23 protein-coding genes are annotated in these 22,033 nt (G+C 31.4%); 9 read left to right on the top strand and 14 right to left on the bottom strand.

From position 1 onward, the window contains the following. Positions 1–8: 8 nt before the first annotated feature. From ACAM25_RS05315 to ACAM25_RS05305, 3 genes are read right to left on the bottom strand one after another with little or no spacing between them, the layout of a single operon-like run. Complete coding sequence (locus ACAM25_RS05315) at positions 9–458, bottom strand: hypothetical protein (protein WP_369611294.1); 450 nt, start codon at positions 456–458, stop codon at positions 9–11. Between the two features lie 4 nt (positions 459–462). Next, positions 463–903 (bottom strand): cytochrome c oxidase subunit II, encoded by a 441-nt coding sequence (locus tag ACAM25_RS05310; RefSeq protein ID WP_369611293.1) that lies wholly within the window; start codon positions 901–903, stop codon positions 463–465. Positions 904–962: 59 nt separating this feature from the next. Then, the gene (locus ACAM25_RS05305; protein WP_369611292.1) at positions 963–1,556 is read right to left on the bottom strand and encodes a sulfocyanin; all 594 of its coding nucleotides are present in this window, start codon (positions 1,554–1,556) and stop codon (positions 963–965) included. Between the two features lie 433 nt (positions 1,557–1,989). Here ACAM25_RS05305 and ACAM25_RS05300 point away from each other — a divergent pair, with 433 nt between their 5' ends. The 3 genes from ACAM25_RS05300 (at position 1,990) to ACAM25_RS05290 (ending at position 5,608) form a co-directional block, all read left to right on the top strand. Continuing rightward, positions 1,990–4,437 carry a cbb3-type cytochrome c oxidase subunit I gene (locus ACAM25_RS05300; protein ID WP_369611291.1) on the top strand — a complete coding sequence of 816 codons (2,448 nt, stop codon included), beginning with the start codon at positions 1,990–1,992 and terminating at the stop codon, positions 4,435–4,437. Position 4,438: 1 nt separating this feature from the next. Further along, positions 4,439–4,969 (top strand): DUF1404 family protein, encoded by a 531-nt coding sequence (locus ACAM25_RS05295; RefSeq protein ID WP_369611290.1) that lies wholly within the window; start codon positions 4,439–4,441, stop codon positions 4,967–4,969. 192 nt (positions 4,970–5,161) lie between these two features. Beyond that, a complete protein-coding gene (locus tag ACAM25_RS05290; protein WP_369611289.1) occupies positions 5,162–5,608 on the top strand; it encodes a hypothetical protein in 447 nt (148 codons plus the stop codon). Here ACAM25_RS05290 and ACAM25_RS05285 read toward each other — a convergent pair. After that, entirely contained in the window at positions 5,561–6,556 is a 996-nt protein-coding gene (locus ACAM25_RS05285) for a Glu/Leu/Phe/Val dehydrogenase dimerization domain-containing protein (RefSeq protein ID WP_369611288.1), read from the bottom strand. The two genes, ACAM25_RS05290 and ACAM25_RS05285, sit on opposite strands and share 48 nt — an antisense overlap. Positions 6,557–6,766: 210 nt before the next feature. Here ACAM25_RS05285 and ACAM25_RS05280 point away from each other — a divergent pair, with 210 nt between their 5' ends. Continuing rightward, positions 6,767–7,234 (top strand): STK_08120 family protein, encoded by a 468-nt coding sequence (locus ACAM25_RS05280; RefSeq protein ID WP_369611287.1) that lies wholly within the window; start codon positions 6,767–6,769, stop codon positions 7,232–7,234. On the opposite strand, the gene ACAM25_RS05275 is transcribed toward ACAM25_RS05280, so the two are convergent. From ACAM25_RS05275 to ACAM25_RS05265, 3 genes are read right to left on the bottom strand one after another with little or no spacing between them, the layout of a single operon-like run. Beyond that, positions 7,221–7,487 carry a hypothetical protein gene (locus tag ACAM25_RS05275; protein WP_369611286.1) on the bottom strand — a complete coding sequence of 89 codons (267 nt, stop codon included), beginning with the start codon at positions 7,485–7,487 and terminating at the stop codon, positions 7,221–7,223. The two genes, ACAM25_RS05280 and ACAM25_RS05275, sit on opposite strands and share 14 nt — an antisense overlap. Further along, complete coding sequence (locus ACAM25_RS05270) at positions 7,487–8,608, bottom strand: thiolase family protein (protein ID WP_369611285.1); 1,122 nt, start codon at positions 8,606–8,608, stop codon at positions 7,487–7,489. The genes ACAM25_RS05275 and ACAM25_RS05270 overlap by 1 nt, the downstream gene beginning before the upstream one ends. A gap of 51 nt (positions 8,609–8,659) precedes the next feature. Further along, on the bottom strand, positions 8,660–9,256 hold the full coding sequence (locus ACAM25_RS05265; protein ID WP_369611284.1) for a class I SAM-dependent methyltransferase: 597 nt from the start codon (positions 9,254–9,256) through the stop codon (positions 8,660–8,662). An 80-nt stretch (positions 9,257–9,336) separates the two neighbouring features. Here ACAM25_RS05265 and ACAM25_RS05260 point away from each other — a divergent pair, with 80 nt between their 5' ends. Then, on the top strand, positions 9,337–10,068 hold the full coding sequence (locus ACAM25_RS05260) for an enoyl-CoA hydratase/isomerase family protein (protein WP_369611283.1): 732 nt from the start codon (positions 9,337–9,339) through the stop codon (positions 10,066–10,068). Here the strand turns inward: ACAM25_RS05260 and ACAM25_RS05255 are convergent. The 3 genes from ACAM25_RS05255 to ACAM25_RS05245 are packed head-to-tail and all read right to left on the bottom strand — an operon-like array spanning position 10,043 to position 14,881. Further along, positions 10,043–11,353, bottom strand: a complete 1,311-nt coding sequence (locus ACAM25_RS05255; RefSeq protein WP_369611282.1) for an FAD binding domain-containing protein — start codon at positions 11,351–11,353, stop codon at positions 10,043–10,045. The genes ACAM25_RS05260 and ACAM25_RS05255 overlap by 26 nt on opposite strands. Next, positions 11,350–13,635 carry a xanthine dehydrogenase family protein molybdopterin-binding subunit gene (locus ACAM25_RS05250; RefSeq protein ID WP_369611281.1) on the bottom strand — a complete coding sequence of 762 codons (2,286 nt, stop codon included), beginning with the start codon at positions 13,633–13,635 and terminating at the stop codon, positions 11,350–11,352. The genes ACAM25_RS05255 and ACAM25_RS05250 overlap by 4 nt, the downstream gene beginning before the upstream one ends. Before the next feature lie 22 nt (positions 13,636–13,657). After that, positions 13,658–14,881, bottom strand: a complete 1,224-nt coding sequence (locus ACAM25_RS05245) for an NAD(P)/FAD-dependent oxidoreductase (RefSeq protein ID WP_369611280.1) — start codon at positions 14,879–14,881, stop codon at positions 13,658–13,660. A gap of 145 nt (positions 14,882–15,026) precedes the next feature. Between ACAM25_RS05245 and ACAM25_RS05240 the strand changes: the two genes are divergently transcribed. Further along, positions 15,027–16,289, top strand: coding sequence for an MFS transporter (locus tag ACAM25_RS05240; RefSeq protein WP_369611279.1), 1,263 nt, complete (start codon positions 15,027–15,029; stop codon positions 16,287–16,289). Here ACAM25_RS05240 and ACAM25_RS05235 read toward each other — a convergent pair. The 3 genes from ACAM25_RS05235 to ACAM25_RS05225 form a co-directional block, all read right to left on the bottom strand. After that, the gene (locus ACAM25_RS05235) at positions 16,257–17,900 is read right to left on the bottom strand and encodes an NAD(P)-binding protein (RefSeq protein WP_369611278.1); all 1,644 of its coding nucleotides are present in this window, start codon (positions 17,898–17,900) and stop codon (positions 16,257–16,259) included. The two genes, ACAM25_RS05240 and ACAM25_RS05235, sit on opposite strands and share 33 nt — an antisense overlap. A gap of 51 nt (positions 17,901–17,951) precedes the next feature. Next, the gene (locus ACAM25_RS05230; RefSeq protein WP_369611277.1) at positions 17,952–18,146 is read right to left on the bottom strand and encodes a hypothetical protein; all 195 of its coding nucleotides are present in this window, start codon (positions 18,144–18,146) and stop codon (positions 17,952–17,954) included. Between the two features lie 242 nt (positions 18,147–18,388). Beyond that, on the bottom strand, positions 18,389–18,721 hold the full coding sequence (locus ACAM25_RS05225) for a hypothetical protein (protein ID WP_369611276.1): 333 nt from the start codon (positions 18,719–18,721) through the stop codon (positions 18,389–18,391). A gap of 131 nt (positions 18,722–18,852) precedes the next feature. Between ACAM25_RS05225 and ACAM25_RS05220 the strand changes: the two genes are divergently transcribed. From ACAM25_RS05220 to ACAM25_RS05210, 3 genes are read left to right on the top strand one after another with little or no spacing between them, the layout of a single operon-like run. After that, a complete protein-coding gene (locus tag ACAM25_RS05220) occupies positions 18,853–19,674 on the top strand; it encodes a DMT family transporter (protein ID WP_369611275.1) in 822 nt (273 codons plus the stop codon). A 34-nt stretch (positions 19,675–19,708) separates the two neighbouring features. Further along, positions 19,709–20,782, top strand: a complete 1,074-nt coding sequence (locus ACAM25_RS05215; RefSeq protein WP_369611274.1) for an acyl-CoA dehydrogenase family protein — start codon at positions 19,709–19,711, stop codon at positions 20,780–20,782. 28 nt (positions 20,783–20,810) lie between these two features. Further along, positions 20,811–21,245: a MaoC family dehydratase gene (locus ACAM25_RS05210; RefSeq protein WP_369611273.1), complete on the top strand. Its 435-nt coding sequence runs from the start codon at positions 20,811–20,813 to the stop codon at positions 21,243–21,245. On the opposite strand, the gene ACAM25_RS05205 is transcribed toward ACAM25_RS05210, so the two are convergent. Next, positions 21,225–22,031, bottom strand: a complete 807-nt coding sequence (locus ACAM25_RS05205) for an acyl-CoA dehydrogenase family protein (RefSeq protein WP_369611272.1) — start codon at positions 22,029–22,031, stop codon at positions 21,225–21,227. The two genes, ACAM25_RS05210 and ACAM25_RS05205, sit on opposite strands and share 21 nt — an antisense overlap. Positions 22,032–22,033 lie beyond the last annotated feature (2 nt).

The following is a 22,033-nucleotide window of genomic DNA, read 5'->3' as shown; positions in this document are numbered from 1 at the left end:
TAATTAACTTATTCTTTATAATATTCTTTATATAGTACTATAGTTAAGGCAAATAATAGAAACATCGCCATAGATAATAGTATTCCAGTGTTAAATTGTAAAACTAAGGGAAGATTCGGTGACAAATATGGTAAGGAAAACCAGACTAATGCAATTCCAGTAACTATTGCTACTCCAAGACCTATAGCTGTATAATCAGTTTTTCTTTGTGTTATTATCTCACTCTTTTCCCTAAATCTTAAAGCAAGGAAAATTAAACTTCCCATAAAAATTCCAAATACTCCTGAAGCAGCAATATATGTAATTCTGAATAACGATTTCTCAGCTAGGGAAATAGGTGAAGCCGAACTTAATGCCGTTAAATTTCCAAAATTTCCTACAGCTAAAAAAATGAAACACATAGCTAGAATTGATATAATCCATAAAGCATAATCCTTTTTACTAAGCCTTTGACTCATTATCTCACCCAGTTCCGTTAACAACTATCAACTCTCCAATCATAGTATAATGCCCTGGGCCACAAAATTCTGCGCAATAAATATTATAAACTCCAGGCTTATTAACAATTATGTACAATGGATAATAATATCCAGGGATTGCTTCTAATTTATATCCTAGTTGAACTATATACATTGCGTGAATAACATCTGCTGAGGTTAAATTGAATATGTATGGCTTTCCAGCCTGTATAACAACTTTATCATAACTTACTGTACCATTAGGGTAAATAAATTCCCAGACGTATTGCTTAGCAATTACTCTTATTACTTCTGGTTTCTCGTTATGTGGAAAATATCCCCCAGTATCTATCATTATAAGATCATGAAATGCTATTCCACCTAGAACAGCTAATATTAATGCTGCACCTATCATGGTAATTACTTCTATAGATAACTTAACCATCAAAAGAATATTTAATAGTCTAATATTTATAGTTAACGCAAAAAAAGATAAAAAAAGATTTAACTTATAACAACATATGGTGTAGTAACATTAGAAGAGGCAACTAAGACAACCCACATTCCAGATTCTGCATGACCAGCTATTCCACAAGCAAGCCAATATATTCCAGGTTGTATATCAGTATACAAACCACTTGCAGACTGTCCGCTCATTATACCAGTAGTTTCATAATCACTAGAAGAGGCGCCAATAGTTAAAAGAATTTTTCCATCTGAAGCAATATTTGGTGAATTTGGGGTTGCCGTATCGTTAGCAATTAAATTAAGATTATGTGGTAAACTTTCTTGATTTATAAATGTAATATATAAATTCCATCCTGCAGGAACATAAATAACCATTGAACCAAAATCTGTGCCGTTAAAGTTAAATGTAGGACCACTACTTAGAGTTACTAAGGTTATAAAGACTGTTTTATTTGTTGGATCATATTTTAGTGTATGTCTAGGTGTAGTTGAAGTTGTTGAAACTACAGCTGATGTTTTTGCTGAATAAGCTAAAAATTGTTGGTATGTATATACAGATGCGCCTACAACTACTATGGCAACTACAATTGCTACTATTGCAGTAAATGTCGGGGATACTCCTTTTTTCATACTCCCAAGAATAAAGTGTATTTTTCAAACTTTTATTTTTTTACTCCATTTTTGTTATTGTAGCGTTAATGAGAGTTCCAACGTAAAATTAAAAATTAGTTTTAAAAAGTATTATAGAAAATTTGATGCATAAATTGAATTATGTAGGGATTTATTCACAACCAGATTTTTATTTTTGATTAACAAACTTAAATTTTCAGTATATTCATGGAGTATTCTTTATTGCGTTTTAGAAAGAAATCATTTATATAATCTTTTTAAATACAATTTTTAATTAACATAATTAATTATATATATTAACCTTCTGAACGGTATAAACTAAATGCTTTGTGATTAATAAAATTTTTTCTCTTAAATATTAAAATATTATTAAAGTTTTAAACTATCAAAGTTTTTGATAAAAAACTTAATATACCAGAACTAAATAATTAACATGAGAATTATGAGTAGTGTAGCTCATAAAATAAAAGAGATTCTCAAAATTGCATTTACTACAACTAATGCTTCAGATATTGGTATAATGTATATAACACTAGGTATTATTAGCCTTATAATAGGGAGTGCTGAAGCAATAATAATGCGAACGCAACTAACCTTTAATAATATAGGGGCAACTACATATTATGATGCTTTAACTTTACATGGAATATTTATGATATTCTTCGTAGTAATGCCATTATCTGCTGGTTTAGCAAATTATCTAGTGCCAAGAATGATTGGTGCTCCTGACCTATATTGGCCTAAAATTAATGCTTTATCATTTTGGATTCTAGTTCCGGCAGTAATACTTTCTGGTATATCTCCATTAGTAGGAGTTGTAAATGCAGGCTGGTACATGTATGCTCCACTTTCTGTAGATTTACAAGTAAATTCTGGAATTGGAATGGATTTAATAGAAATTGGTTTAATTATAGCTGGAATATCCAGTACATTAACTGGCATAAACTTTATACTTACAATTACTAGGCTAAAGAAAGTACCATATTTTAAGATGCCATTATTTGTTTGGGCGTTTTTCTCAACAGCTATCTTATTAATGATAGCTTTACCACCACTCACAGCAGGTTTAGCTATGGCATTTTTAGAGAGAGATTGGGGCTTTCAATTCTTTAATGCAAATGCAGGAGGAAATCCACTTCTTTGGCAAAATGTTTTTTGGTTCTTTGGACACCCAGAAGTATATATACTTATGCTCCCAGCTATGGGAATAATTGGTGAAGTTTTGCCTAGAGCAGTAGGAAGACAAATATATGGTTACAAAGCTTTAGCTTTATCCTCTTTTGCAATTGCATTTCTAAGTGCAATGGGAGTATGGATGCATCATATGTTCACCTCGATATTTAATTTTTGGGCAGATGCAGTTTCTGCATCGATTACAATGGCAATCGCAATACCATCTGGTGTAAAGGTAGTTAATTGGACAGCAACATTCTATCAAGGTAAGCTTAAAGTTACTGGTTACTCTATCTTAGTTCTAGGATTTATAGCATTATTTTTAGTTGGTGGTATAACTGGTGTCTTGTTTCCTCTAATTCCCTTAGATTATGATTTAAATGGAACTTATGCTGTTGTGGGTCACTTCCATTACATGGTTTTTGCTATAATTGTAGCATTTTTAGCTGCTTTACTTTACTATTTCCCATACTTTACTGGAAAGATGTATGATATGGAGTTATCAAAAAGTGGAGCAATAATGACTATAGTTGGAGCTTTTGTTATAGCTACTGGTATGTTCGTTGAGGGAGTTTTAGGCATGCCTAGAAGATATGCATGGGTTCCTTCCATGATTTATTATCCATTCCAGATATTCATAGACGTTGGAGGAGTAATAATGGGTATTGGTTTAGTATTGATTTTTGGGAATTTGCTATATAGTTGGATAAAAGGCAAAAGAGTTGAAAGTCTAGATCCTTGGGGAGCAGAAGCAATAGGTTTACCAGATTTTTACATTAAGCCAGTAGCTTTGCCATTAACTTTTGGTAGAGCATTAGATGGATCAATACCAGAACATAGACATGGAACATTTTTACCTGCAATGCTAGGGCTTATGATGTTCTTACCCGGATTAGGATTTCTCTTCATATTAAGATTTGGACTATTAAGTGTAGGAATACCGATGATTTTAGCGTTCTTAGCTGCTGGAGGATATTGGGCCTACCACGATTACTTCAAAGAACTTTATCCTTCAATGCCCTCAATAAGACCTTCTGGTGGATTTGATTTAACAAAGATGGCTGGCTCTCCATTTTCTGGTTCATCAAATACTCTAACAGTCACACCTGAAGGAGTACAGAAAGCATTACAGACAAGAACTATAGTTCTTTATTTGATTATAGCTGAAATTTTCTTATTTGGAGGATTCATTGGCGGATATTTGTATACAATAAATTGGACTCCTGCAGCCCAGCCTTACCTAGCATCGTTCCATGTCGACTGGTATGGGTTACCACTAGCTATGACAATAATATTACTTTCTAGCTCAATTCCGTCGCATTTTGCCTATGATAGTTTGCTTAAGGGTAAATTAAAAAGATTTAAGTATTTAGGTTTAGCAACCTTCTTAATGGGTTTAACATTCCTAAGTGGCCAAATGTATGAGTTTACTCATATAATTCACTTTACACCACAAGAAAATATTATAACATCATTCTTCTTTACTATAGTATGGCTTCATGGTTTTCATGTAATAATGGGCTTAACATTATGGGCATTTACGTTATTAAGGGCTAGAAAAATAGTTCCTTATGAAGCTTCAACGGCTGCATCATACTACTGGCATTTTGTAGATGGTATTTGGGTAATAGTATTTACTATGTTATACTTACAGTTACCTTTCTATCATCCATTTGTACCCGGACAAATATCATTCTTCGGGATATGAAATGAATAAATTTTTTTATCTAATTTTTCTTGATATAATTCTTGTAATACCATTTACTTTTAAGTTTTTATCTTTATCTCCTTCCATTCCAATGTTATTACATTATCTAATACTTGGAGTATCAATTTTCATTGCACATAAATCGTCATATAGTCTACCTAAAGTGTACCTCGTCTTAGCCTTACCTATTATAGTTTTTTGGCATTTACCATGGTTTTTTGATCTGGCAACCTCACTTTATCCAATTTGGATTATTGATGTTATTTCTCTAACTATATCTGGTGTGCTGGTAGGAAGTTCAATGAAAAATTTTTCTGTAAATTACATTATTTTTTTATTCTTCTTATGGATGATTGGAGATTCATTTTTATCATATATGTGGATTATTGCTAATCCTCTTTATGCCTCTCCTTATTCAATTTATCCTAGATATGAACTACCAGCAGCTGGTTCAATAGTTTTTGTTATAATGGATATTCTTGGTGTTTATATACTATTAAAATTATTTTTTGCTAAAATATTCACAAATTAGATATTACTGGTTGTCTCCGTTAACATATTGATAATTATAATTAATAATTAAACTGAGTTAAAGAAGATTAAACTAATTAAAATCCAATAACAAACAAAGATTCATATTTAACCATATCTGCATACTAATATAAATATATATATAAAAATTTATTAAGAGGATATACGATATTATATATAATAAGGTGAAAAAATGGAGAAAGGATTAATATATGTTATTAGTGTTGCAGTTGTTATAATCGCTGTTCTCTCGCTAGGAATACTTAGTTTATCATCTTCCCCTCAAGTAATTCAGCCACCTAATCCTTCTCAGTATCTTGGTGGGCATTGGAGCTTATATAGCAGTTATGTAACTAATCAAGGTGTACAAGGACTGGAAAAAGAATATTACTATAGATTTGTGGATAGTAATTCGGATTGGTTAATTTACATAAAGATGATATTTAAATCCTCAACATACGCAAGGGATTATGTTAATAGCTTAGGCTTTTCTGGGAATTTAACTCTTTATACTTCTATTGAAGGTTTTAATGAAAACGTAGTTTTAATTCAAGGTAACACTGTAACAGAAGTAATATATGTAGGTACAACATCACAAGTTCCCATAGGTTCTCTTATAGGTATTGCTTATCTTGGTTAAAGCTAAAGAAACACAACTCATTTTTAAATCATTGTATTTTTTATTTTCTTCTATTACGTCTCTTAATACTTTGTTAATTCTCTCGTAAATAAATCTTATAACTTCATCTTCATTAAATTTTATTTTTCCTATTTTGAAATTGACCCAATTAAGGTATACTCCTAATATTTTACCTACATTGCTAAGTATATCTGGAATCACAATTATGCCTCTCTTCTTTAACCTATTATATGCATCATAAGTTATAGCTAAATCGCTTCCTTCAACTAATATTTTTGCCCTTATTATATTCTCGTTAAATGTGTTAATTATTTTCTTTCCACTAGTTATAACGAGAACATCAGTTTCAGAACTTAAATTTGCATAATTAACTTCAGAACCAAGACTTTCAAGTAACTTAAAAAGTTCATTATTTGCAGGATTATTTCCAAAAATTCCAATTTTTACATTAAAATTTCCTTTTAATGCAAATTTTATTAATGTGATTATTCCTATTGCATAAGATAAGTTGTCATAGAATAATATGTTTGTTGAGTATTTTTCATCGAGTTTGCTTAACTCTGCATAAAATACATCAGCCAAATCCATTGTTCCTTCGTCGGGTAGTAAAATATCTATACCTAAATTACTTCTAACATACTGAATATATTGGTTTATCAGTTCTATTTTTTCTTCTGTAATAGGAGCGTTAATATATCCTATAGCACTACCAAACGGTAAATTAAAAAGTGTATTTCTTAAAAAGGAAACTATAGCTAAATCTATCAGAGTATCTAAGTCTTGTGATAATATAACACCGCCAATATATGGGCCAAATATTCTGGAGTATTGTACCCTTATGCCTTGATATATCTTACTTTTTCTTTTTAACTTAAAATATGTTATTTTATCTGGAATGAAAAATGTAGAATCAACTTTACCTAACATAAACTTCTTACTTTCAAGCACACTAATTAATTTTTAAACTACCTTAAAAATTTTTCATTTATATAGGTATTATCGTAAACATTATTCATAATACTTTTAAATCATTTTAATACATTTATGATATTTTGATAAATAGTGATCAGTTTTAAGATGAAAAATATATAATAGCAATAATAAGGTAAGTAAACAGATAATTGAAAGATTTAAAAATTCTTATACTAGTTATAATTTGTGAGAGTCTCTATCAAGATTATAACTTCTCATGAGAGAGATGTAGTATATAATATACTATCAGACCACGTATTCTTTTTTAAGAATCTTACTCCTTTTAAATTTATATTTCCTTCAGAAGAAGAGAATGTATTCTATGTTTATGGTGAAATTCCATCAATATTTTCGGTTTTTCCAGCAGAAGCAAAGGTAAGAAAATTTGTTTCACCAGTAAAAATCTCTTATGTTATGCTTTTCCAACCTAGAATAATTAAATTGCCTAGAGAGAAAGAGATTGATATGATGTATATGGGTAGTGAACCTACTGGAAGTGGAAAGATTGAAATTAATGAAAATTTAGATGTTCAAATAGAATATGAAGGAGAAAAAGAGAAACCTATTGTATCATCAATTAAGAAGTCCATTGAAAAATCACTGAAAGAATTTGATGAGATGATTAGAAAAGAGAGAATAACTAGGCATATTTAACACATTCGCCATGATTTTTAACAATAACGATATCTCTTTCTTTAAATTTTTCTTCTGATTTGCATAATACTTTACCGTCCTCCACTCTTACTAAATTTAAATAATAACTATCTTCTAGTCCCTCCGGTGTCACATTTAATTTCCAAGAATATAATATTTCTCCTTTTAATTCAAATATTTGTATTAAATTACCACCACACTTAGGACATTTTATCCTTTCGTGAGTTATATATCCGCAATTAATACACTTCATCAAGGTTCGTCACCGTAAATGATTACAGTTGCTGAATTTCCATAACCAGCCATACTTAACGATAAACCAACTCTAGCATTCTTAACTTGTCTTTCTCCTGCTTCTCCTCTTATCTGTAAAAATGCCTCAACAGCTTGAGCTATCCCACTAGCTCCTATTGGATGTCCTTTAGAGTTCAATCCGCCGCTTGGGTTAATAGGAATTTCCCCTTGGAGAGACGTTATTCCTTCCATTACAGCTTTCCATCCTTCTCCTTTCTTAAATAGCCCTATATCTTCTGATTGAATAATTTCTAATATCGTTGCCATATCATGTAGCTCAGCAAAATCTATCTTATCGACCTTAGCTTTTCTAAAGGCTTTCTTTGATGCATGTACAACAGCTGGTAATGTTATAAAGTCTTCTTTTTCGCTTATGTAAGCCGTATAATTACTGGTACCTATTCCTTTAATATATACAGGTTTAGAAGTATAACTTAATGCATCCTCATTTCTTACCATAACAACAGCAGCCGCCCCATCACTTATAGGTGTATATTCATAAAGTCGAAGAGGTTCAGAGATAATTGGAGAGTTTAAAACTTCTTCTAATGTTACTCTTTTTTGAATATGTGCATAAGGATTTAGTGAACCATTATAATGATTTTTTACGGCAACTTGAGCAATACTTTCTCTTGGTGCATTAAATTTTTTCATATATTCTAACGCCGATAATGATGCAAGTGAAGGTAAAGATGCTATACGTTCATCATGAGGCAATAAAGAAGATATTATCTTAGTAACTTCTTTTGTTTTCTTATCTGACATTTTTTCGATTCCTAATACCAGAACAACGTTAGCTTCTTTAGCTTCAAGCAAGGACTTTGCTATTAGTAATGCAGAACCTCCACTACCACTTGTATTATCAACTCTTAATGATGGTATATTGTCTATGTTTAGATAAGTAGTAAGCAAAGAACTGATACCAGAAATCTCATTAAATTCACCAGAATAAGAATTTGAAATAATAACAAAATCTATATTATATTTTAGAAGATTTTGTGTTGATTCTTTTGCTAATTCGAATATATTCTCTTTTCTTTTTCCAAATCTTGTGATTCCAATGTCAACAATTGCTACCATTACTTTATACTCTAGGAAAATTATTTAAAAAATTCACTTATGTTTTAAGCATTAACTTTTTAGTACTAATCCTAATCCTCCTGCTTCCTTATCTATTTTATATAATTTTACTCTTTTTTCTTTGGAAAAATGATAAGGAGCTTCAGTAAAATCTAAATTATCTATGAGTAATACTCCATTTTTACGCAAATAATTCCAAGCTAAGTCTAATTCAAACATAACGTTTTCATAAGTATGTTCACTATCATGAAGAAAAATATCAATTTCCTTTAATTGATTCAAAAGAACAGGTAATACATCTTTGCTTTTTCCTATGTATAATCTCCATTTATTCTTTAAATTGTTAGGAACTAGAAAACCTGTTGGTTTTTTATTTTCAAGAATGTCTCTAACATCTATAGAGTAGAGAATTCCTTTATCTAAAGCTGACAAAATAATCGTAGTAGAAACTCCCGGGCCAACCCCAGTTTCTACAACAGTTTTGGGATTGATATGTTTAACTATTGAATAAAGTATGAGTCTTTTACGTTCAGTTAACGCATATGGAAACTCAGAGCCTAAGATATTCTTAATTTTATTATTTATTTCCTCAGCTTCTTTCCAATAAATAGAAAAATCGAAATTAAATATTTCTTTTAACGTTTCCATAAGTTAATATCACTTAAGTTTTATTTTAATGTGATTTTAAATAAGCAAAATTAAATTGAGAGAAAGAATATACTCTTATTATGATTTACGAAAAAAGAAATAGTGTTTCATGGATAATCTTTAATAGACCAGAAAGGCTTAATGCACTAGATAAGGAAAGCTGGGACTCTTTAGCCAAGTATTTAAAAAAGGCGAATGAAGACAATACAAAAGCTATTGTAATTACTGGTACTGGGAGGGCATTTTCTGCTGGCGACGATATTTATGCCATGTATGAGCTAGATAATGCCGAGAAAGCAAAAGAGTTCTTCTTAACTTTATATTCGGCTATAGAAGCTTTAATTGAGACTGAAAAACCTGTAATATGTGCAGTAAATGGATTAGCTTATGGCGGAGGTTGTGAAATATTATTATTCTGTGATGTAACTGTAGCTGTTAACTCAGCTAAGTTTTCTATCCCAGAGGCTAAATTAGGTTTAATTCCTCCTATGGCCGTATCAATAGGTCCTTTTGCATTAGGAAGAAAAATAAATAGATTAATTCTTACTGGAGAAGCAATAACAGCTGAAGAAGCTAAAATTTTGGGATTAATTGACTATGTGGTACCAGATGATAAGTTATATGAAGAAGTTAATAGAGTACTTTCATTAATAGATCAGCTTGATTTCTACTCTATAAAAACGATTAAAAGATGGCTTAAAAAGAACAAAAAGCTAGTTGAAAAGGCTATAATGGAATTAGCGTTATTATCTCAGACAGAGTCAGCTAAAAGGAGAATGAAAGAGTTTATTGACTCAAGGAAGCGTTCTTAATTGCCTTTATAATATTAAAATACCCTGTGCATCTGCAGATATTTTTTATGCTATATTTTAACAATTCATCTTCTTTTTTCTTTACGTTCTTTAAATAGTCATAAGTTACCATGAGAAATCCATGGGTACAATAACCACATTGCATAGCATAATTTTGTACAAATGAGTCTTGTAAAGGTTTTATATCTTCTAATCCTTTTACAGTTCTTACATCCTGTCCAACTGTTTGTACAGCTAACGTTAAACAAGATTTAACAGATCTTCCATTAACTAAAACTGTACAAGCACCACATTTTCCCTCATCGCATCCTCTTTTAACCTCTTTATATCCATTCTTTCTTAAGAAATCAAGAAGTAATGTTCTTGATTCTACTTCATCTTCTATTTCAATTCCATTAACTTTAATTTTTATGGTTACTTTATTATACGCCTTTAATGGCTGGCTTTTCCACTGTATATCCATTGGTTGTAAATTTATTTCATCTGATTTTCCTTCAAGAGCTCTATTAAACGCAGAAATAAATAACCTTTCAGCTAATTTCAATCTAGTATTACTATCGGCATGTATATCAGATATAGCCTTTATTTCTCTCAGTTGTTCTATCACATGTTCTTTAGGTTTATCTTCTACTTTGCCCTCTATTAATAATGGTTTTTCTGAAATTCCTCCAAAACTCACTTTATATTTGTTATTTTTCAAACTTACAGCTACTATCACTGTTGGATATGCTGAGCCTCCTCTCTTATATACTTCATAACTAAATACTGTTTTTTCACTTTTTGGAATTATCACGCTTGTTATAATTTCATCTTCTTTTAGAGAAGTAGTATATGGAGATCTAAACAGTTCTTTTGTTTCAATTACTCTTTCTCCTCTCTTTGATTTCACTTTCACTTTAGCATCCAAGACCATTAATGCTGGATAATAATTACTTGCTGGGTCTGCATGAGCTAATGATCCACCAATTGTTCCCTTATTTCTAACTTGATAGTCTGCAATAGTAAATGCTACTTTTGATAATATTTTAACTTTTGATGCCACTTCGTTATGTGTTGTTAAGGAGAAAATTTCTATTTCTTTTTCATTTTCCTTCACTCCTCTTAAATCAAGGTTATTTATATCAACTAGATTATCAACACTCAAAATTCTGAGTTTTAAAAGTGGAAAAAGACTTTGCCCGCCAGCAAGAATTTTTGCGCCTTCTTTAAGCATCTCTAACGCTTCATCTAACGAATTTACCTTTACGTACTTAAAATTTCTAGGTATGCCTAAAACAAAACTCATTCTATCACCCTGATTGGCACTTCACTAATTCTTTTCCCTAATAATCTCGATACAGCATTGGCAATAGCTGCTGGTGCCCCCATTATAGGTCCTTCTCCTCCTCCATAAGCTCCTAATGGTAAGTACTTTGCTGGTGTTTCAAAGTGAATTAACTCAACTTCCATGTCTATTACTTCTGATAAAGTTGGAGATTCGTAAGAGTCAAAGAGTGTAACTAATGGATTTCCTAATTCATCATACTTAAGCTCTTCATAAAAAGTTAATGCAATACCATGTAATAATCCTCCATACATTTGGCCTTCTAATAAGTTTTTGTTTAGAATTTTTCCGGCATCATGTACTATCAAATATTTTATTATCTTAAAATCACCTGTTACTTCATCTTTCTTAACTATGGCTAAATGAGCTTGAATAGCATAACCTAAAGAAGAGTTTATTCTATTGTCCTGGGGTGGCTTTAATAGGGGTGAGTAAAAGTAAGAGGTCACAGATAATGCTTTATCATAATTAAATGAACTAGGATCCCAATGATAAGCTGAGACTAATCTCTTTATATCTACACTTTTCTGTCTTTTCTCGTCATAAAATTTACCATTCTCAAAAATTACGCTGTCTGTCTCTAAGTATTTTTTAGCTAATTCAGATAACCTATTTTTGAGTTCTTCAACAGCTATTTTAACAGCATTCATAACTATTGGAGTAAATCTGCTAGAGTAACTTCCACTAGCTAAATTCCATGGTTGTGTAGTATCTACTCTATTTTCCACGTGAATTGAGCTTTCATCAATTCCTAGTTCTTTAGAAATATATTCGGCTATTGTAGTTTCATGTCCTAGTCCTTCATTTGTTCCATTTACAAAAACGTTAATTGAACCATCTGGATTTAGGCTTATAATAACATAATCACCAGAGGCTGAATGAGGATTTCTAATTTTGTTTAAGGCTAAATCAACATAAGCTAAATTAGTACCACTAGGCTCAACTATAACAGCAATTCCGACTCCTACGCTTTTCACATTTTTCCATTTATTGTATTCATCTTCTATTGCCTTTACTACTCTCACGTAATCTTGTTCTGGGTAAAGCCCACCACTAACAGTCTCATAAAACCTCTGGCCATCAATTTCTTTATCAAACGTTTTAATCAAGTTTTTTAGTCTTAACTCTAATGGATCAATTCCAAGTTCATCAGCTAGTTTGTCTATTGCAGTCTCTAATGCAAAATAAAATGGTGGTGCCCCATAACCTCTATTTAATCCAGTTGGAGATTTATTTGTAAGAACAACGTAATATTCAGCTTCAATTGCTCTAATATCATAAGCTCCGTTTAAGTTACCTTGAACTCTAAATAATACTCCAGGCTCAGGAGGTCTTACATATGCTCCTACATCTTCATAAAAAGTGTATTTAATCCCTTTTATTATTCCATCTTTCGTCGATGCAATTTCTACCATCCCTTTTCTTTCACCGCCAGCCGAACTACCAATAAAGCTCTCAGTTCTACTTTCACTCCATCTTATTGGTTTTCCAGAAAGTTTAGATGCTGCTGCAGCTAAAGTAATGTAAGGGTATAAAGAATATTTATTTCCAAAACTTCCTCCGATATCCCTTGGAGAGAAAAGTCTAATCTTATTTAATGGAATGTTTAATGCTCTACTTAAGAAGTAGACTTGTAACATAGGTCCTTGCACATTTGCCCAAACTTGAAGTTCATCGCTAAATTTAACTAATAGTCCATACGTTTCAAGAGGTAAAGCAGAGTGTCTACCAAATTTAAATGAATGAGTTATTATAACTGATGATTCAGAGAAAGCTTTAACTGTGTCACCAAAACGCATATTTTTATGCATTGCAACATTACTTTTTAGCTCTTCATGCACTAATATTTCGTTTTTTAATGCGTCATCTATTGAGATAACTGGTGGAAGTTCATCTATCTCAACACTAACGTAGTCTAATAGATCTATAGCTTTGTAAGGATCTTTAGCTAATACTACAGCTAATGGTTCTCCCACAAATCTTACTTTATCTTTAGCAAAGGGGAAATAGTTTATAGGAGCATCTATAGTATTAGGAAAAGGATTAATAATAACTTTCTGTAAATCTTCTGGTCCAAATGCAAGTCCACCATGAGTCCAAACATCAGAGACATCAACTTTCTTTATTTTCCCATGAGCTATTGGACTTCTATAAATAGTCATGTACAAAGTTCCTGGTAAGTCTGGTAAATCATTTATGTACTCTCCTTCTCCACTAACTGCACGTAGTCCTTCAATATACATAAAAAATAGAGTGCAAGATTCTTTATAAACTTAATTTGCTTAAATCATAACTTTCGTCTTCTAACTCTTTCTTCTTATTATTAACGTATGCCTTTGCCATGATTAATTTATTTAAAGCTGAAAGCTCCTCATAATTTCTGTTTATAGCCACATATCCTCTTATAACTCCTCCTTTCAAGTATATTACATTAAAATTAGGATTGTCAATGGAGAAATTACCCCTAATTATATATTCATCGTAATCTGTTGTCTCACCGCCAGATTCTATATGCAAATCAAATATGTCAGACCAAATTGTTGAGAGGAAATTATACTTTTCCTTTTTTCCTTGCATATTTTTTGCAGCAAGTTTGCCAGTATAATCTGCATTATTCCAATGTTCTATTCTCCTTCTTTTCCCAATTGAAGGATCATAAATGTTAGCAACATCACCAGCGACATAAATATCTTTCGCCGAAGTTTCCAAATATTCATTTGCTATTATACCATTTTCTACTGAAATACCACTTTTTTGTGCAATTTCAACATTAGGTAGAATACCAACTGCAATTAAAACAAAGTCAGCGTTTAAACTTTTGCCTCCTTGTGTAACGACTTTATTTACTTTATTATCTCCTAGAAATTCTTTAACTCCTTCATTAAGTACGAAACTAACGCCATGTTTTTCGAAGTAATTTTGTATTAATCTTGATATCTTCTCATCCACGAAAGTGTTCCAAATATAAGGCTTAACCTCTATTACAGTAGTCTTTACTCCTAACATAGTAAGACTAGAGGCAACCTCAATACCAATAAAGCCTCCTCCTACTATAACTGCTTCCTTTCCTTTTTCTTGCTTCAAACTGTCACAGTCATCTAATGTTCTAAGGTAATGGATTCCTTGTAAGTTTTCTCCAGGTATGTTTAACCTTCTAGGCCTTCCACCAGTAGCTATTAAGGCTTTATCAAAATGAATTACTGAACCATCATTAAGTTCTGCTACTTTCTCTTTAGGATCTATTCTTTCTACTGCTTTATTCAAAATTACTCTTAAATTTTCTCTTTTTTCATAGTAACTTACCGGTTCAAAAAATATTGAATCTCTATCAATCTTTCCTCTCAAGTATTCTTTTGATAATGGTGGTCTGTCGTAAGGATAATACCTATCAGAGGTAACCATTATTACGTTCTCTTTCTCTAATTCTTTTAGAGCACTGTATCCAGCTATTCCACTACCAATTATAAGGTAGTCAGTGAATTTCTCCATAAATGGTCATACATAAAATGTTATTTAAGCAAATATTTAACTTTTTAATAAATTTGTTTCATTTCTACAATAATTAATTATAATTATAAAAATCAGAATATTTAAACCGTCAAAACTTTTTAGGAATAATGTGTTGAGAATATTTGTGAGCTTTGAAAAAATCCCTTTAGGAGTAAAGCTTAGAGCCTTTTTTGTAAGCTCTGGAGGGTTTTTATTAGATGGATACGATTTATCAATAATATCATTTGCTGCAACTATAATATCTAAAGAACTTTCATTAACTATTAGTGAATATGGATTACTCGTAGCGTCTTCACTAATCGGCATGATTCCTGGATCAATTGTTTTTGGGTTCTTATCAGATAAACTGGGAAGAAGTAAATTAATGGGAATAGATTTATTCTTCTTTTTAGTTTTTGGAATTTTAACCGCTTTGTCCAATAGTTTTATGGAACTATTTCTTTCAAGGTTATTTCTAGGTTTCGGAATTGGTGGAGATTATCCAATAAGTAGTACGATATTAAGTGAATTATCTCCGTCATTAACAAGAGGAAAATATCTAGTAGGATCTATATCGATGTATTGGGTAGGGACAGCAATATCTAGTTTAGTTACTCTAGCATTTCTGCCTATTGGTCCTTATTTCTGGAGATATGTATTTTTATTTGGAGCATTAATTTCTATCCCTATAGTATTACTCAGATTAAAATTAATTGAGTCACCAAGATGGTTAATAGCTGTTGGTAAAGAAAAAGGAGAAAGACAATTGCAAACTAAAGGTGCATCATCATTTATAGACATATTTAAGGGGAGGCTCTTAATAGTGACGTTATTTGTTACTTCAGTATGGTTTTTGTTTGATGTTGCCTCTTACGGAATAGGACTTTACTATCCTTATTTGTTAGAACAGTTTGCTTTTCCTTCCAAATACGAAGTTGTATTAGGTACTTTAGCAATATCGATAGGAGCATTAATAGGTTATCTAATAGCTATAAATGTAATAGATCCTATAGGAAGAAGACCGACATTAATTATCGGATTATCTTTAATGAGTCTTCTTCTTTACGTAGGAGCTCTCTTACATCTATCTGGAAGTATTTTAGTACCATATTTTATGACCTTTGTAGCTTTTGAGCAATGGGCTGGAGCTGTAACATTATTTTATCCAACAGAATTATATCCAACTTCAGTGAGGGCGAGTGGTCAGGGATTTGCAACTGCAGTGAGCAGAATTGGTGGTGTGTTAGGCACTTTCTATTTTCCTATTTTAGAAAAAGAATTAAGTTTCTCACATTCTTTATTATTCTTCGCTACTATATGTATTATAGCAGATATAATAGCGATCATAATGTTTAAGGAGACGGCTAAAAAACCTTTAGAGGAGACTAGTGTTCCAATTCATGGCTAGCCAAAAGCCTCTAGATATAGATTGACCTATTGAAGGTTGATTTTTTCTAATGTCGTCAATTACTATATCTGCGTTAACTTTCTCTTTCACTATGTTAACTCCTAATTCTTTATATTTTTGCTGAAGTAAGTAACTTCTATTTCTATCTAAGCCCTTAAATACGTTATCCGTCACGTACACTTCATTATACTTTATCCACTCAAACACATAATCTTGGTAAGCGTAAAGGTTTGAATTTATTAATATTCTAAGGCCTTTATACTCCTTAAATTCTGGTTGTCTTTCTTTGGGTATAGCTACAATGTCTACATCTTTCTCTTCCCTTGACAAGTATATTTTAACGTTAAGTCTTTTTAGTTCTTTCTCATAATAATCAATCAAACGTAAGAATTCATTCTTTTTCCAAGGATCTTTTATTTCATTTAGTTGACCACCTAATTTATCTCTTTTTTCATATAGTTTAACATCAAATCCTCTTAAAGCTAATACCCTTGCTATCTCTAAACCCATCACTCCTCCGCCAGCGATTTTCACTTCTCCTTCTCCTTTCTTCAGTTGCAATATTTCCCAACCTAATTCTGGGTTTACATCACATCTTACTTCTCTTGTAGATAATAATCTACATAATTGATTACATCTTATACATGGACGTATTGGCAAATTCTTTTGAACTTTTACTACCCAATCTGGGTCAGCTAGAATTTGTCTTCCTAAGACTACTGCATCAGCTACCTCAAGAACTTTTTCTGCATCTTCAACTGTTGAAACTGAACCAACTAAAAGCAAGGGTAAATTGGCTGATTTTCTAACAATTTTTGCCTCTTCTACGTAACTTGGTCTTTGATAATAAAATGATGAAGAACCACCTAATGGTCCATCTCTTCCTGCTGAGAGATGTACATAATCTAGTAAATGCTCTACTCTTTTCACTATTTTGCTAACAAGTTCGGGAGTTAATCCTTGAGGATCAAATTCTGTTACAGATATTCTCATTCCAACTGGAATACTAACTATTCTCTTAATTTCCTTTATTAATTCTTCTAGGAAAATTACTCCATCTCTATACTTGTCTTCTCTCTTATTAGTTGCTGGCGATAAGAATTGAGCAATTAAGTATCCATGAGCTCCGTGGAGTTCAATTCCATCAAATCCACTTTTTTCAGCTCTCTCAGATGCTTTTACAAAGTCCATTATGACCCTATTTATATCATCTTCTGTCATTTCTTTAACGGGATCTAAAAGAGGTATATTTGATGGCGCGATAGGTTGATTTCCCCAAATTAGGTTTTTTCTAGTTTTTCTTCCAACATGAACAAGTTGTACGAAAATTTTAGAGTCCATGTTATGTATAGCTTCTGTTAATCTAGCAAATTTTGGTATTAATTCATCATCATATAATCCTAATTGATTTGGTGAACCTCTTGCATCAACTTTGTTTACGTAAGTGTATTCAGTTATTAGTAAACCAGCTGAAGCTCTTCTAACAAAATACATTATGTGTTCTTCGGTAGGATAACCTTCGGGTGTAGCTAAATTAGTTATCATTGGTGACATTACTACTCGATTCTTTAGTTCAACATCTTTAATAGAAAAAGGTTCTAGTAACTTCATATTTCAAAAAACGTTAATAAAATAAATAAATCTAACTTACTTTTGAGAAACTCAGTATTCTTGAGATTTATCTGGAGCTAAAGTGACTGAAGCTGATAAAGTACCTATTAGCATTAATAATACGCCCAAGTAAAGTGGAAATTCTGGTGATGCTACTTTAACAATTCCAGCTAATCCACCGCCAAACAGGAAAGCGCCTATAGCTATCAAAGAACTGCAGCCACATAGTTTTCCAATTTTTGCCATTTTTTCTCACATGTATAATATAGTTACACTAATTTATAAATTTTTATGATTATCAGAATCTGTGAAAGTATATAAATAAACACATATACCTATTACTATATATCTGTTTTTTACAAAAATATTCAAATATACTTTATTAGTAGAATGTAAAAATAATAGATTAAGAAATAGTTTAGTTAAATAAGATTTAAAAGTATAACTAAAAATAATAGATATAGAAATAAAAAGTTTATCTTTATGTCTTAAAAAGTTATAACTTCGTATCCTTGATTAACATAATAAGACACTCTTTCACCAGCAGGCATTAAGCTTACTCCCATACTTTCTAAATTAGGCTTTATATTCATTGCTTGAGCTACACCGATACAAGCTGAATCTATAGCTTTATTATTAAGCATCTCTTGGAACATGTTTTTTATATCGCCATCTATCTGCGTTAATTTCTTTTGACTTGGACCAAAGAATATTATCTTGACATCTTCATACCTCTTATTTTTCATTGAGTTATATGCCATTCTCATAGCTAAATCGAACTTTTCATCGCCAGACATTATCAAAAAGAGTACTTTTGCCATCATTGATAGTTATTCAAACTAACTTAAAAGTTTTATTTTAAATAAATATTAAAGAATATATAATTTCCAATATATAGTAAATTTCCATAGGTAAAGTTAGTTTTTAAATAATAAAATGTCGAAGTATTATTATGTCTTCCAGTACTGGATCGTTGTTTTTAAAATGGATGATACCAGTAGCAATAGTTTGGGGATTATCATATCCTCTTACCAAGTTAGTTTCAGAATATGCATCTCCCATGATAATAAGTGTTGTTAGGGTTTCAATAGGTTTTATTTTCTTTTATATTTTAGGTAGAGGACTTTCTGTAGGGATTAAACAATTTATAAATGGCTTATTGAATTTTGTTGGCTTACTTACTTTTCTTAATTTAGGGGTTTACTTCTCTAGCAATCCGGGTTTAGTCGCTATTATGATATATACTCAGCCTTTATTTATCCTAGTTATAGAACTGATTTTAGGCACTAAGATTAAGATGAAAGGAATTATTGGAATAATTATCGGAGTTATAGGAATAACTGCATCAGCTTTTATCTCATTTAATTTAGGTCTTTTATTTGGTTTAATAGGTGGAATAATTTGGGCTTTAGGTACAGTATATTACAGAAGAAATTTATTAAAGGAAGATTTAGTTAAACTGAATGCTTTTATGGCTCTAGTATCAATTCCTATATTACTCGCCATAACACCAATAGATTTTAGTTTTGCGTTTAATCTAACTGGAATAGGATTATTAATTACTTTAGGATTAATTGCACAAGTTGGAGGGTTTTTCTTCTGGTTTAACGCAGTGAAATATTTAGGCAGTGTAAAAGCGAGTACTGGGTCGCTTCTAGTTCCAGTAACTGCTTATATCCTATCTTATGTTTTCTTTAAAACAATACCAACTTTCTTAGAAATTATAGGATCAGCTATCACTTTGATAGGAGTTTACTTAACTATGACTTCATAAAAAACTTAATTTTATTTTAGTGTGATATTAATTTATGAATGAAGATGAGTATAGGTTAAAGATAAGGGAATGGATTAAGCAAAATGCTCCTCCTTATAGGTTAAAGATACTTTTCGATACAGCTGAAATTGAAAACTATGAGGAGCTAAGAAATTGGCAAAGAAAGCTTTATGAAGGTGGATATATAGGAATAACTTGGCCTAAAGAGTATGGTGGTCAAGGCTTAGATCCTATTTATGAGATAATTGCTTATGAGGAATTCATAAGGGCTGGTTTACCCTATGGAAGAAGTTTAGGTTCAATAGGTCTAATGGTTGCTGGACCAGCAATACTTAAACATGGTACTGAAGAACAGAAGAAAAAATATTTACCAAGGATACTTTCAGCAGACGATATATGGTGTCAAGGATTTTCAGAACCTCATGCTGGTTCAGATTTAGCAAACATAAAAACTAGAGCAGAAGATAAAGGAGATTATTATCTAGTTACTGGACAGAAAATCTGGAGTAGTTATGCACATTTAGCAAACTTTATGTTACTTTTAGCTAGAACTGGAGAAGATAAATATAAAGGTTTGACAATGTTTATTGTAAATATGAAGCAAGAAGGAATTAAAGTTTCTCCGATTAACCAAATTACGGGGAAAAGTGAGTTTAATATCGTTTATCTTAATGAAGTAAAAATACCTAAAGAGAACGTTGTAGGTAAGGTAAATGAAGGATGGAATGTAGCAATGACAGTGTTAAACCATGAAAGGTTTTTCTTAGGAGTAACAATGTTATTTGTTTCGAAAATTCTCTTAGACAAAATAAACGTAAGAGAACTAAAAGATGAAGTAGAGGGATTAGAGGGATTTTATAGAAGATTATTAGTGAAACTAAGAAAGGGTGAAGACGTAGATGTCGAAGGCGCCATACTTAAACTAGTTTCGTCTGAAATTTTACAGAAAATTTATGAAGTAGCAGTTACGGAATATGACCTAGAGCAAATTATGGAAGAAAACTGGTATTTAGGCATGTTAGCATCTAGAGGAAGAACAATTGCTGGTGGTACTTCAGAAATACTCAGAAATCTAATAGGAGAGAAATTACTTAAGTTGCCGAAATAAATATTAAAAAGAAGAAGAAGAGAATCTTATGTACTTCGAAGATTTTCAATTAGGACAAAAGTGGGAAACGAAAGGAAGAACTGTAACTGAGGCAGATGTTGTCTTATTTACGGGATTAACAGGAGCTTTAAACCCTCTCTTTCTCGATGAAGAGTACGCTAAAAATACTAGATTTAAAACAAGAATATTACCCGGTTTACTTACAGCTTCAATAGCTGTTGGCTTAACTTACCAGTTGCCCTCAGATCCTTTTGGTGAAGGTTTTGTGGCTTTAACTAAATTAGAGATTGATGCAAAAAGACCAGTGAAGATTGGAGATACACTTAAAGCCATAGTAGAGGTAGTTGACAAAAAAGAAAGGGAAAAAGATGGTAAAGTTTATTTGCAAATTATAGTTGTTAACCAGAATAAAGAAGAGGTAATGAGGATTAAAATGGAAATTTTAAGTAATAAGAGGACTTAAAATCTTTTGTATCATTATTATTCTTTTTAGATGTAAATGCAGATCTAAATCTGTAGTAAATCCTATGCCTCCGTGAACTTGAATAGAATCCAATATTGCCTTAAATGATTTCTTAAAAGAATATTCGAAGACTGATTCTGGTTCTCCTACATTTGCTAAATATCTTGATCTAGCTAATTCAAGCCCTATCGCATCATCAACTATTTTATGTTTGATAGCCTCATAAGAACCTATTGGCTTCCCAAAGGCTACTCTATTTTTTGCATACTCAATTGCTTTTGTTAAACAATATATTCCATGTCCAATAACTTGTGATGAAGCGTTAAGTAGGATCAAATTAAAGTCTTCTTTCTTTTCCCATTTGCCAGAAATTATTTTATACATTTTAACTGAAGGGTCTGGTGATTTAACTTCGATATACTCCACATCACTAACTTTTGCTATACCATAAGGAGTTATTACGAATTCTGCCTTATCTATTTCTGGTACGTATTTAACACCTATCGTAGTGGGAGAATCTCTCCTTGAAATTGCTGTAGTTGCTATAATTCCGGGAAGCAAGTTCTGTCCTATAACCTCGTTTATTAAGAAAGAGTATATATTACTATTTTCTTTCAGGAACTGAAATATTCCCAAATCTTTAATTTTATAAAATAAATCTTGAACTTTCTCTTTTGTAGCCTCATGCTTTTTGTTACCAAGTATGTTCCATTCTCTATCAAGGAGTTCTTTAAATGAATTTATGATAAGATTAACATCCTCATTTTCTTCAACATTAAGTAACATAA

It is taken from the genome of Sulfurisphaera javensis (genome assembly GCF_041154675.1).
In the GTDB taxonomy this organism is placed as follows: domain Archaea; phylum Thermoproteota; class Thermoprotei_A; order Sulfolobales; family Sulfolobaceae; genus Sulfurisphaera; species Sulfurisphaera javensis.
The sequence above is the reverse complement of the archived record's forward strand: the minus strand, read 5'-3'. Positions and strand labels throughout refer to the sequence as shown.

Bases quoted from the DNA above. Each gene is read 5' to 3' on its own strand.
- ACAM25_RS05315 (WP_369611294.1), bottom strand. From the start codon at position 458: ATGAGTCAAAGGCTTAGTAAAAAGGATTATGCTTTATGGATTATATCA.
- ACAM25_RS05290 (WP_369611289.1), top strand. From the start codon at position 5,162: ATGGAGAAAGGATTAATATATGTTATTAGTGTTGCAGTTGTTATAATC.
- ACAM25_RS05300 (WP_369611291.1), top strand. From the start codon at position 1,990: ATGAGAATTATGAGTAGTGTAGCTCATAAAATAAAAGAGATTCTCAAA.
- ACAM25_RS05245 (WP_369611280.1), bottom strand. From the start codon at position 14,881: ATGGAGAAATTCACTGACTACCTTATAATTGGTAGTGGAATAGCTGGA.
- ACAM25_RS05260 (WP_369611283.1), top strand. From the start codon at position 9,337: ATGATTTACGAAAAAAGAAATAGTGTTTCATGGATAATCTTTAATAGA.
- ACAM25_RS05255 (WP_369611282.1), bottom strand. From the start codon at position 11,353: ATGAGTTTTGTTTTAGGCATACCTAGAAATTTTAAGTACGTAAAGGTA.
- ACAM25_RS05295 (WP_369611290.1), top strand. From the start codon at position 4,439: ATGAATAAATTTTTTTATCTAATTTTTCTTGATATAATTCTTGTAATA.
- ACAM25_RS05235 (WP_369611278.1), bottom strand. From the start codon at position 17,900: ATGAAGTTACTAGAACCTTTTTCTATTAAAGATGTTGAACTAAAGAAT.
- ACAM25_RS05250 (WP_369611281.1), bottom strand. From the start codon at position 13,635: ATGTATATTGAAGGACTACGTGCAGTTAGTGGAGAAGGAGAGTACATA.
- ACAM25_RS05310 (WP_369611293.1), bottom strand. From the start codon at position 903: ATGGTTAAGTTATCTATAGAAGTAATTACCATGATAGGTGCAGCATTA.
- ACAM25_RS05205 (WP_369611272.1), bottom strand. From the start codon at position 22,031: ATGTTACTTAATGTTGAAGAAAATGAGGATGTTAATCTTATCATAAAT.
- ACAM25_RS05215 (WP_369611274.1), top strand. From the start codon at position 19,709: ATGAATGAAGATGAGTATAGGTTAAAGATAAGGGAATGGATTAAGCAA.
- ACAM25_RS05210 (WP_369611273.1), top strand. From the start codon at position 20,811: ATGTACTTCGAAGATTTTCAATTAGGACAAAAGTGGGAAACGAAAGGA.
- ACAM25_RS05230 (WP_369611277.1), bottom strand. From the start codon at position 18,146: ATGGCAAAAATTGGAAAACTATGTGGCTGCAGTTCTTTGATAGCTATA.
- ACAM25_RS05220 (WP_369611275.1), top strand. From the start codon at position 18,853: ATGTCTTCCAGTACTGGATCGTTGTTTTTAAAATGGATGATACCAGTA.
- ACAM25_RS05270 (WP_369611285.1), bottom strand. From the start codon at position 8,608: ATGGTAGCAATTGTTGACATTGGAATCACAAGATTTGGAAAAAGAAAA.
- ACAM25_RS05305 (WP_369611292.1), bottom strand. From the start codon at position 1,556: ATGAAAAAAGGAGTATCCCCGACATTTACTGCAATAGTAGCAATTGTA.
- ACAM25_RS05275 (WP_369611286.1), bottom strand. From the start codon at position 7,487: ATGAAGTGTATTAATTGCGGATATATAACTCACGAAAGGATAAAATGT.
- ACAM25_RS05265 (WP_369611284.1), bottom strand. From the start codon at position 9,256: ATGGAAACGTTAAAAGAAATATTTAATTTCGATTTTTCTATTTATTGG.
- ACAM25_RS05225 (WP_369611276.1), bottom strand. From the start codon at position 18,721: ATGGCAAAAGTACTCTTTTTGATAATGTCTGGCGATGAAAAGTTCGAT.